Below are 10584 nucleotides of genomic sequence, written 5' to 3'. Positions count from 1 at the left end.
CCGGTCGGGAGCGCGTCGTTCTTTGCGTCGTCATCCCGCTCCTGTACGGTGCCGCGAACGCTGATGACGTCCTCGCTGCGGAGCTTGCCGGCGGTGTCATAGGCCGCCTCATTCATCTGCGATGAGAAGACAATCTGCGTGAGTCCGTGCCGGTCGCGCAGATCAATAAATACCAGGCCGCCGAGATCGCGACGGGTGTCGACCCAGCCCTTGAGCACGACGGTATCGCCCGAATTATCCGGACGGAGATCACCGCATGTGTGGGTGCGAGAGCCGTGGGTGTCGGCAGCGATAAGGTCGGCGCGAGGCTGTTCGGACATGAGCGAGAGGCGGGGCGAAGCAGTGAGAAAGGTGGGCAGGCAGTACTGCAGGGTACGAGACACAGCCGGAAGAGATCAACGGCTACGTCGGCAGAGGGAGAGCCGGCAGACGGCTCCGTCGTCGAAAAGCACTCCCCGAACGACGTACCGTGCCCCCGGTTCATCCTCATCGTGAATTTAGACACAGAATTAGACAGACTGCAGGTTGTGGCCTACGTTTGTTAACGGTATTATAAACCTGTTACGTACGCAGAGCCGCACGCCGGAGAGGTCCGTTCGTCCGGTGCGGCATGCTGTCTCCGGGTTGCCGGCCCGACGTGGACGCGCCGCATCGGTCGGTCCACGGTTAATCACGTTCCGGTGACCCTGCCCGGCCGTCGCGCCGAGCCGTTCGCCCTTTTTTCTACGCATCCCATCCTCATGGCTTCGAACGACCCATCCTCGACGCCCTCGTCCTCTGCGGCGGGTGCCGACGCATCGACTGCCACGCTCGACACGAGCTTTTTCGGCCACCCCAGCGGTCTGGCGACGCTCTTTTTCACCGAGCTGTGGGAGCGATTCAGCTACTACGGCATGCGGGCCCTGCTCGTGCTGTTCATGGTGGCTGCGGCGGCAGGATCGAATCCTGGACTAGGGTTTGATACGGCGAAAGCGACCGCCGTGTACGGCCTCTACACCTTCTTCGTCTATGTGCTTTCCCTTCCGGGCGGCTGGGTGGCGGACAACATCTGGGGCCAGCGTCGAGCCGTGCTGGTCGGCGGAATCGTGATTGCCGCCGGGCACTTCACCATGGCCGGGCCGCTCATCGGACTGCCGGACATCTCCACCTTCTACCTCGGATTGGCTCTCATCGTCGTCGGGACGGGACTGCTCAAGCCGAACGTGTCCTCGATGGTCGGCGATCTGTATCCCGAGGGCGGGGCGCGACGAGATGCCGGGTTTTCGATCTTCTACATGGGAATCAATATCGGCGCCATTCTCGGTCCCCTCCTCTGCGGATGGCTGGCTGAATCGGGGATGCTGGGCCTTGAAGCGAACTGGCACGCCGGCTTCTCGCTTGCCGGCTTCGGGATGCTCGCGGGCCTGATCTCGTATCAGGTGGGCGCCGATCGCCTCGGAGACGCCGGTCTGCTGGAAACAGATCAGTCGCCGCCGGAGCTGCAGGCGACGAAGCGACGGTTTTACACGGCGGCATTGGCCTTTGCACTGGTCATCGTCGGCGTCGGCTACCTTCTGAGCACGGGGGCGCTCGGCATCACGCTCCAGGAGCTGGCGCAGTACCTCGGTTACCTTGTCGTTGCTATTACCGTGGCCTTCTTCGGCTACATCATCTTCTTCGGTGGTCATAACCGTCAGGAACAGAAACGCCTCGGCGTAATCTTCTGGCTCTTCATTCTCGCAGCGGTCTTCTGGAGCGGCTTTGAACAGGCGGGCTCCTCGCTCAACCTGTTTGCGAAAGAGCTGACGGACCGGGACATCATGGGGACGCTCGTGCCGGCGAGCACGCTGCAGCTGATCAACCCGCTGTTCATCGTGATCTTCGCGCCGATCTTCGGCGGTCTCTGGACGTGGCTCGCCAACCGGAGCAAGAATCCGTCGATCCCGGTGAAATTCGGTCTCGGCCTCTTCGGGCTTGCCGGCGGCTTCTTCGTCCTCTCGTGGGGCGCTGCGAATGCCACCGCGCAGGACCCGGTCACGCCGGCCTGGCTGATCGTGACCTACTTCCTCCACACCTGTGGCGAACTCTGCCTGTCTCCGGTCGGCCTGTCGTCCATGACGAAGCTTGCACCGGAGAACCGCGTCGGTCAGATGATGGGCATCTGGTTCGTTGCCGCCGCGCTCGGCAACCTGTTCGCCGGACTGCTCGCCGGGCAGCTCGAAGCTCTCGCCCCGAGCAACCTCTTTTGGATGGTCGCCTGGATCACCAGCGGCGCCGGCATCATCGCCCTCCTCGCCTCGCCCTTCGTCAAGCCCCTCATGGGCGACGTGGAATAAACGCAGTTCGAAATGCGGAGGGCGAAGGTCGAAATGATCCTCGCGCCTGTATTCTCTGATTGGATGAAAAGGCCTCTCCCGCTCCGGCGGGGAGGCCTTTTCTAATGCGAAATGCGAAGTTTGGAATGCGACGTTTGGAATGCGACGTTTGGAATGCGAAGTGGGCCGCCCATGGAGCTCGGGGAGCGCCTACCCGGTCGGGAAAGATCCAATACACCACCCACAACCAACGACTAACGATTACCCCCTCATTCAACAACGGCAGAATTCTCGGCCAATCAGATGACTTTAACGTAGCGCATCCCGACGTTGCACAGGTCCTTTTGCCTCCCTCACACCTTCACTCCATGGATCGCCTCACCATCGCCCTTCGCCGCCTTCCTCACGCGGACGGACTCGACCTTCCGTCGCACGAAACGGACCTCAGCGCCGGGGCAGACCTCCGCGCGGCGGTGCCGGCGGACGAGCCGGTCGTGCTGCCGTCTGGGACCTGGAAACTGATCCCGACCGGTGTGCAGATCGCGCTGCCGGCCGGGTACGAAGGGCAGGTTCGGCCACGTAGCGGCCTCGCGTACCGGCACGGCGTCACCGTCCTGAACAGCCCGGGCACGATCGACGCCGACTACCGCGGGGAGGTGAAGGTGCTCCTCATCAACCACGGGGAGGACGACTTTACGATCGAACGCGGCGAGCGCATCGCACAGCTCGTCGTCGCCCCGCACGCGAGCGTGGAGTGGACGGAGAAAGATTCTCTCGAAGAAACCGTGCGAGGTGCCGGCGGCTTCGGGTCGACGGGGAAGAAGTAAAAGATCGTGGGTTGTGGGTCGTCGGTTGTTTGTTGGATCGAACCCGTTCGGAAATGCTGTTTCGGTCGGGAGCGATCCGACCGACCACAATCCACGAACCACCTACGAAAGAACGCCGCCTCCACGCATGATGGCTGGAAGCGGCGTTTGTTCACGTCTCAAGATCTGGAATCGTTGTCCGCCTTAGAAGTGCGGCGTGATGCGGAGCCAGATCGCCGGGCCGGAGTTCGCTTCCGGGACGTTTCGAAGCGGCCACGTCACGTCCAGGCGGACGGCGCGGTTGTCGAGCCCGATGCCAAAGCCCGCGGATGGCAGCACATCGTCCATGCGGAACGTGTCTCCTGGCTGGCCGACCCACCCGGCGTCGGCGTGAACCGCGAGGTACACGTCGTCGAGCACGTCATCGACGAGCGTCGCTCCGTCGATAATGAACTCGGTGTTTGCCAGGAGCGAGCGGGTACCGGCGAGTGCGTTCTGCCCGTATCCCCGTACGCTCCCGATTCCGCCGAGATAGAACTGCTTCTGGAGGGGTACCTCCGCCGTCGCGTATCCGCCCTGAAGGCGAAGGGCAAGGCGCGTGTCGTCGGACGTCGGCAGGTAGACGCGTCCGTCGGCGGTGAAGCGATTGTACCGGAGGTCGGCCGTCGGCGTGTCGTCGAGCCAGTCGTCGTGCGTGGATAGACCGTAGCCCAGCTCGGCGCTGACGCGGAGGGCGCCGCCGGTTGGGAGACCGTCGAAGTCGCGCACCTGTCCGGCGTCCAGAGCGAGAATCGCGGCGGTCGTGCGTCCCGCGTCGGCTTGCGGATTGGCGCTGAATCCGTCGCCATCGAATATCGACCACGTCGTACGGGTTCGGAGCGCGTCGTGAAGTTCGGATCGAAGGCCTGCTGTGAGCCGAACCGTTGCGGGAAGGTGCTGCACGGCGTAGACCGTGGCGCCGCGGGCCTGGTAGTAGTGGAAGAAGTCGTGTCCGAAGATCAGACCTCCGAGCGAGTTCTCCAGATACGATGTCTTCCAAGCATCCTCAGTAAATGTGTTGTAGTAGCCTTTTGCACCCAGCTTGAGGGCATGCTGCGGACGACTGTAGAGACGCACCTCTGCACCACCGGTTGCGCGCAGGCGGTTCAGTTCCGTGGCGAAGCCGACCTGCCCGAACGCCCGTGCCCGATCCTCGGATTCAAGGTCGAGCGGCTTCCGTTGCACGCCGATCGTCAGTCCCTCCACGCGGTTGTAGCGGATCGGCGGAGCGTCGCGATCGATGATGGAGGTGCTCTTGTACGGCCAGGCTTCGGTCGATCCGACGTAGTCCGGAGCATGGTGCCGGGCGATCTGGCCGGCGTAGCCCGGGCGGAATCGGCGGTCCCGTTTCCGCGCCTCGTCGTCCGTGTCGGCCTCCGAAGAGTCCGACGCGACGATCACGGGCTCGGACGGTTGGCCCTGAGCCGGGACGGCCGCCCAAAGGAGCATGGCGCTGAGGACGAAGAGAAGGATCGAGAAAAGGTAGGCGGCGGGATACGAGCGGGCGACGGCGTTCATGGAATCCTCGACGTAGGGTGACAGTGATGCGTGAACGAGCCGAAGGGGAGGGGCCGTTGTTTGTGTGCTGGAGAAGCCGCACGCGAGAACCAGAAGGTAACGCAAGAGAAACGGGCATGGCGTGTGACGCGGCGGAGAGCCGTCCGGGAAGGCGAAACGTCGCGGGTCCTCGTGCGTGATCGATCCACGAAGCGGCGTCGCGTCAGACTTAACCACTGGAAATCCTATCCCGAATGACAGATCCCGTCCGCCGATCTCGAGAGGCGCCGGCAAAGATTAATCTGGGCCTTCACGTGCTCCGGAAACGGGAGGACGGATACCACGACATTGAAACCGTCTTCCATCGAATCGACTGGTCGGATGCCGTTTCGGTCGAGCCTGCCGAGACGCTGTCGATGACCTGTTCGGACCCGGATCTGCCCACGGATGAGGGCAATCTGTGCATACAGGCAGCACTGGACCTGCAGGACGCGGCCGGCGTCACCGATGGGGCGAAGATTCACCTGGAGAAGCGGGTCCCGTACGGAGCCGGTCTGGGCGGTGGGTCAAGCGACGCTGCGGCCACCCTGCTGCTGCTGGCCGACCTGTGGCTGACGAAGGACGGTGCAGGTGGACGTCCCGGCGCCGAGGTTCACGCCATGCTGCATAACGTGGCGGCCGGCGTAGGGTCGGATGTAGCGTTTTTCCTGGAAGATGTGCCTTCTGCATACGCGACGGGGAGAGGCGAGAAGATGCGCCCGTTGCGTCCGGACGTCGGTGGATTCGAATTGTCGGCCCCGGTGGTTATCGTCGTGCCGCCGGTGAAGGTGTCAACGCCGGACGCATATCGCCAGATAACGCCGCGAGAGAGCAATCGCCCGGATCTTGCCGATCTGGTTATCGGCGAGGATTACGCACGCTGGCGCCGTGAGCTTACCAATGACTTTGCGGGGCCGATGATGGAGGCGCACCCGGAGATTCGCCGGGCGCATGACCTGCTCGTGGAATTGGGGGCGGACTATGCCTCTCTCTCGGGCTCGGGGTCGGCGGTGTTCGGTGTGTTTACCGATGCGGCCGGTGCCCGTGCGGCCGAGCGCCAGGCGAAGGCGCGCGGGTATCACGTTGGACGGGGATGATCGTTGGCGCGGCGGGATGGCTCTTCTCGTGGAAACCCGCCGTTGGCACGGTGCCCACGTACAGGCAACAAAAAACGCCCCGGGGCCAGTGCCGGCCGGGGCGCTTCATCTTTGGAATGGGTAGGAATGTCAGATGCGGGAGAAGTGCTGGTCGTCTTCCTCCTCGTCATCTCCGCTAACCATGTAGTCGTCCATCGGCACCTCAAGGTAGGCCATCAGCCAGTCCAGCGCCCAGACCTGCTTTTCCATGCCGTCCCAGTCGTAGCCGGTCTGTACGCGATCAGCGACCTGCTCCCAGTCGACCGTCCACTCCTTGTCGATGTGGAAGGAGAACTGATGGTCTTCGGTTTCGAAGTAGATGGCTCCTTCCTCGGGATCGTAAATGGACTCCGCGCCATCGTCCTCTCGCGCCATCTGTGCGCCGAGAACGACGAGCGGGACCTTGAACCGGTAGTCCATCTTGTGGACGCGCTTGGCCTGCCCGTTCAGGTAGTTCGCAAGGGTCACGCATCCATCACTCGACTCCAGGGCAGCCTCCGCGGCCTCCCGCGTTGGCTCATCTGCCTCGATCTTCTCGAGGGCGTCCTGGACGATCGGCCAGATCTTGACCGGTTCGTCGTTCTTGGTGGTGTTCGCCTTACGGGGGATGTCGACAGTGCGCTCTTGAATCTTCACGGGTCTGGGTACGTCAGTTGGGCGGATGCGGCCAGGTCCATCGAATCAGGAGCAGGTTTGCCCCTGGAGCCGCGTATGCGAGATCAATGTGGAAAAACCGTACGTCGGATCAAGGCGAACGGTTCACTTCGATGGGCATCACCGGTGTCGGCTCACCCTGCGGCAGCGACGCGAAGCGGTGGGTTGTTCTGAATGTTACGTTTGGTCCATCGGAATCGTGTCGGAATGCGCCGGCAGATTCCGTCATTGACGGGTCGCTTCGATCTCGTTTTGCAGGTCCAGAGCCGCGCTCACGAGGTCGTCTTCGAGATCCTGGAGTTCGTCGTGCTGGCCGACGTACTGCCGCATGGCGTCTTCGAGATCGGAGTCGCGCGTGACGACCGTCCGGCGCCGCCGCTCGGAGGGATCCACGCTCCGCTCAATCGCCGCCACCTTCTCGGCGCCGGTCAGTGCGTCCCGGATACGGGCAGAATCGATGGCCGTAATCTGCGACTCTTCGACGCGGTACCGGACGCGCACGATGGCGTCTGTGACGTCCTTTTTCTCGATTGCCTGCAGGATGCGCTCGGTCGGGGTCGGTGTGTCCCGGGCGTCGACGTAGACGGCCACGAACGGACGTGCGGGCGTGGCTTGAAATGACATCGACGTCCGTGACGGCATCCCGGGAGCAGCGTCGGGGTCGATGGTTACCAGCACCGACCCTTTCGTCTCGTCCCGCTCCTTGAACGTCACCCGTTCCACGCTGCCGGCATACACCACCGGCGGGTGCCCGTCCGGGTTACGGTTCTGATGCTGGTGAATGTGGCCGAGAGCGACATAATCGATCGGGCTCACGGCCAGTTGCCCGACGGTGAACTTCGGCTCGGACGCGATCAGGCTCGTTCGCTCGGAGCCCGACAGCTCCGCCCCCTGAACCGTGACATGGCCCGCCAGAATGGTCGGTGTTTCTGGAGACAGGCGGACCTCGCCCCCGTCTTGCGTCACGCCCGTCCCTCGAGAGCGGATCTCCTCCGTGCGGCGCTGCACGTAATTCACGTACAACTCTTCGATGAAGGCGCGGAGTTCATCCGGCTTCATCTTGCGGTATTCGTCCCGTGACACGATCTGACTGCGAACGGGCCAGGGGAGGGGGATCAGTTGCAGCGGTCCGCTTTTCGTCTGGATGACCGGCACCTGCTGCGCGGGCTTCGAAAAGAAGTGAACGTCGCCGTCGATGTACTCGAAAATGTCGAGCGACGACGCTCGCCCGAAGGTGACAGGATGGTCGTGGTTGCCGATAATCAGAATGATGGGTATGTCTGCGTCCGCGATCGGCTGCAGGCACTCCGCAAAGATCTTCTGCTGCGTCGGCGTAGGGTCGGCGGTATGGTAGGCGTCGCCGCTGAAGAGGAAGGCATCTACGTCCTCGTTTAGCGCCCGCTGCACGACCGACTCAAAGGACCGCCGTACGTCCAGAAGCCGAGAGTTGAGTCCGGTCGCCGCATCGCGACGGCCGTAGGTTTTGACCCCCAGGTGGATATCGGCGGTATGCAGAACGCGCATTTGATAGTGAACGGTCTTGGTGTGTTGCGGTGGTAGCGCAGGGGCGCGCGCGGAGTCGGTGCTCGACATATCGCTCATCAACGAGGCGCCGTCGGCAAACGCCTCAACGATCCAACGCCTCAACGATCCAACGCCCTACCAACCGAACCGGTCGTCCCGGTTAGGGGCTTCCGTCGTGTCGACGTTGGCTTCTGGGCTGCCGTAGTCTTCTACCATCGGGAACGACGTTTCGGGAAGCCGCACGCTGTCGCTTTCGGCCAGCCCCTTGTAGAAGTCGCCGACGAGAAACAGCGCTGAGTGTGCTCCCTGGCCCCACCAGTTCGTCCGGAACGTGACGCGGCGGTCGTTGAACCCGACCCATGAGCCGGTTACGAGCTCCGGGTGCATGAGCATGAACCAGGTGTCGGCGGATTTCTGCGTGGTTCCGGTTTTTCCCGCAAGGTCGTATTTCCCGAGGCCGAACTGGGTGCGAACGCGGATGCCGGTTCCGTAGTCGATGACCCCGCGCATCATGTCGACGACCGTGTACGCGGTGCGCTCCGAGAGGGCTTCTCGCGGTGTTGGCTGCGCTTCATACAACACGTTGCCGTAGCGATCCTCGATGCGGGTGACGGCCGTTGGCTCATGGTACAGGCCGCCGTTGGCGAGCGTGGAGTATGCGGCCGCCATTTCGAGGAGGGTCACGTCGCTGGTGCCGAGCGCGATCGACGGGACCTCCTGCAGTTCGCTCTGGATGCCCATTCGCCGCGCGTACGTAGCAACCGTGCTCGGGTTGATTTCAAGCACGAGGCGGCTTGTGATCGTGTTCATCGACCGGGCGAGGCCCTGGCTCAGCGTGATGTCCTGATTCGTGGATCCGCCGAAGTTTTGCGGGGTCCAGGTCGTGTCGGCACCGGTATCTTCCCAGACCACCGTACTGTCTTTGAACGTGTCGTAGGGGCTGTACCCGTTGTCGATCGCGGCGGTGTAGGTGAACGGCTTGAACGTCGACCCGGGCTGACGGCGGGCGATCCCGACCTTGTCGTACTTGTCCGTCCGGAAGTCCCGGCCGCCGATCCAGACCTTGACGTGGCCGTTTCGCGGGTCGAGTGACACCACCCCCGATTCGAGCCGCGTGCGGATGTTTCTCAGCGAGTCGACAAAGGTCTCATTCTCCTTCAGCTGGGCGACGGCTTCCTCATCGCCGATCCCCTGGTCACGCAGCGAGGAGTAGCGGTCGGTGGACCGGATCCAGTCGCGGACGACCCCGGATTTCGACTCCCAGAAGTAGCGGAACGGTTCGTAGTCTTCGCCGGGGGTTTTCTCTCGGTAGGGGGCCACGTTCTGCGACAGGAGGGCGCCGGACCGCTCGCTCCACTCATATTCGACAATGCGCTGCAGGTCCTGCATCTGGCGTTCGACGGCGGTCCGCGCGATGGCCTGCATCTCGCTGTCCAGCGTCGTGTAGATGCGTAGACCGTCGGCGTAGAGATCGCGCCCGTTTTGGTCGGCCCAGTCCTCGGCCCAGTTGCGAACGTACTCGGCGAAGTAGGGCGAGAGGCTTGCATACAGCTCCGCGGAGTGGTACTCGGCCTCCACCGGCTCTTCCTTGTACTCGGCGAACGTCTCGGGGGCGAGGAAGCCGCGTTTTACCATCTGCTGCATGACGACGTTGCGTCTCACCCGAGCGTTCTCCGGGTTGCGGACCGGATTGTAGAACGTGGTCGCCTTCAGCAGTCCGATGAGCGTTGCCGCCTGCCTCACCTCCAGGTTCTTGGCGGAGGTGCCGTAATAGGTGCGCGCAGCCGCCTCGATGCCGAACGCGTTGGATCCGAAGCTGACGGTGTTCAGATACATCTCGATGATCTCCGGCTTCGTGTACCGGCGCTCCAGTTCGACGGCTGTGACCATCTCCTTCAGCTTCCGCGAAATCGTCACTTCGCGGCCGACCTTCTCATTGTACAGGTTTCGGGCCAGCTGCTGCGTAATCGTCGACGCGCCGCGGAACGTCCCGGTCATGATATCGGCGACCGCAGCGAGGATCCCACGCATGTCGACCCCCCAGTGCTGGTGGAACCGATGGTCCTCCGTGGCGACGAGGGCGTTGACCGCGGAGGTGGAGATGCTGTCGTACCGCAGCCAGGACCGATTCTGACGAGCATACCGTGCGAGCTCCTCCCCGTCGGCGGTGTACGCGACCGTCGCCAACTGGAAGGTCGGGTTCTCGAGGCTCTGCGTCGACGGAAGGTCGCCGGAGACGGCCCAGATCCATCCGCCCAGGAACAGAACGCCCATCAGCACGGCGCCGACCAGGAGGGACAAGACGAAGGCGGCTTGGCCTTTGCGCGGATCGTCGAACCGGTCGTAGAAATAGCCGCGAACCCCGCCGGGAGACGGGCTGCTTTGTCCGTTCTCCGAGACCTGGTTGTCGCGGACCGTCGGCTCGTTAAAGTACTGGTCGAGTTCTTCTTCCGAGTAAGACCACTCAGACATGAGGCGTGGTTCGTCTTGGAGGAGCCGGAGGGGGCGCGGTAACGAGGCGCTCCCGTGGATTCGTGTCCGGGCTCGGTGAAAAAATGGCGGCTGCAGGTCGACCGGGCGGAGAGACGGAGGAGG

The 10584-nt window shown here is 63.2% G+C and carries 8 protein-coding genes; 3 read left to right on the top strand and 5 right to left on the bottom strand.

All coding sequences use genetic code 11. The features are described 5' to 3' along the window. Positions 1-320: OB-fold nucleic acid binding domain-containing protein (locus tag ACFCU0_RS03085; protein WP_434972197.1), on the bottom strand; the 320-nt coding region annotated here is incomplete at its 3' end. A gap of 420 nt (positions 321-740) precedes the next feature. Here ACFCU0_RS03085 and ACFCU0_RS03080 point away from each other — a divergent pair. Beyond that, a complete protein-coding gene (locus ACFCU0_RS03080) occupies positions 741-2315 on the top strand; it encodes a peptide MFS transporter (protein ID WP_434972196.1) in 1575 nt (524 codons plus the stop codon). Positions 2316-2662: 347 nt separating this feature from the next. Continuing rightward, positions 2663-3121 (top strand): dUTP diphosphatase, encoded by a 459-nt coding sequence (gene dut / locus ACFCU0_RS03075; RefSeq protein WP_434972195.1) that lies wholly within the window; start codon positions 2663-2665, stop codon positions 3119-3121. A gap of 183 nt (positions 3122-3304) precedes the next feature. Here the strand turns inward: dut and ACFCU0_RS03070 are convergent, their stop codons facing one another. After that, positions 3305-4657: a BamA/TamA family outer membrane protein gene (locus ACFCU0_RS03070; RefSeq protein ID WP_434972194.1), complete on the bottom strand. Its 1353-nt coding sequence runs from the start codon at positions 4655-4657 to the stop codon at positions 3305-3307. Positions 4658-4890: 233 nt separating this feature from the next. Between ACFCU0_RS03070 and ispE the strand changes: the two genes are divergently transcribed. Continuing rightward, a complete protein-coding gene (gene ispE / locus ACFCU0_RS03065; RefSeq protein ID WP_434972193.1) occupies positions 4891-5772 on the top strand; it encodes a 4-(cytidine 5'-diphospho)-2-C-methyl-D-erythritol kinase in 882 nt (293 codons plus the stop codon). Between the two features lie 129 nt (positions 5773-5901). Here the strand turns inward: ispE and ACFCU0_RS03060 are convergent, their stop codons facing one another. From ACFCU0_RS03060 to ACFCU0_RS03050, 3 genes are all read right to left on the bottom strand, one after another. After that, positions 5902-6447, bottom strand: coding sequence for a hypothetical protein (locus tag ACFCU0_RS03060; RefSeq protein WP_434972192.1), 546 nt, complete (start codon positions 6445-6447; stop codon positions 5902-5904). A 243-nt stretch (positions 6448-6690) separates the two neighbouring features. Continuing rightward, positions 6691-8058: a metallophosphoesterase family protein gene (locus tag ACFCU0_RS03055; protein WP_434972191.1), complete on the bottom strand. Its 1368-nt coding sequence runs from the start codon at positions 8056-8058 to the stop codon at positions 6691-6693. 66 nt (positions 8059-8124) lie between these two features. Beyond that, positions 8125-10461, bottom strand: a complete 2337-nt coding sequence (locus tag ACFCU0_RS03050) for a penicillin-binding protein 1A (RefSeq protein WP_434972190.1) — start codon at positions 10459-10461, stop codon at positions 8125-8127. Between the last annotated feature and the right edge of the window lie 123 nt (positions 10462-10584).

The organism is Longibacter sp. (assembly GCF_051155795.1).
In the GTDB taxonomy this organism is placed as follows: Bacteria; Bacteroidota; Rhodothermia; order Rhodothermales; family Salinibacteraceae; genus Longibacter.
Note: the sequence above shows the minus strand (reverse complement) of the source record. Positions and strands in the feature narration are given on the sequence as shown.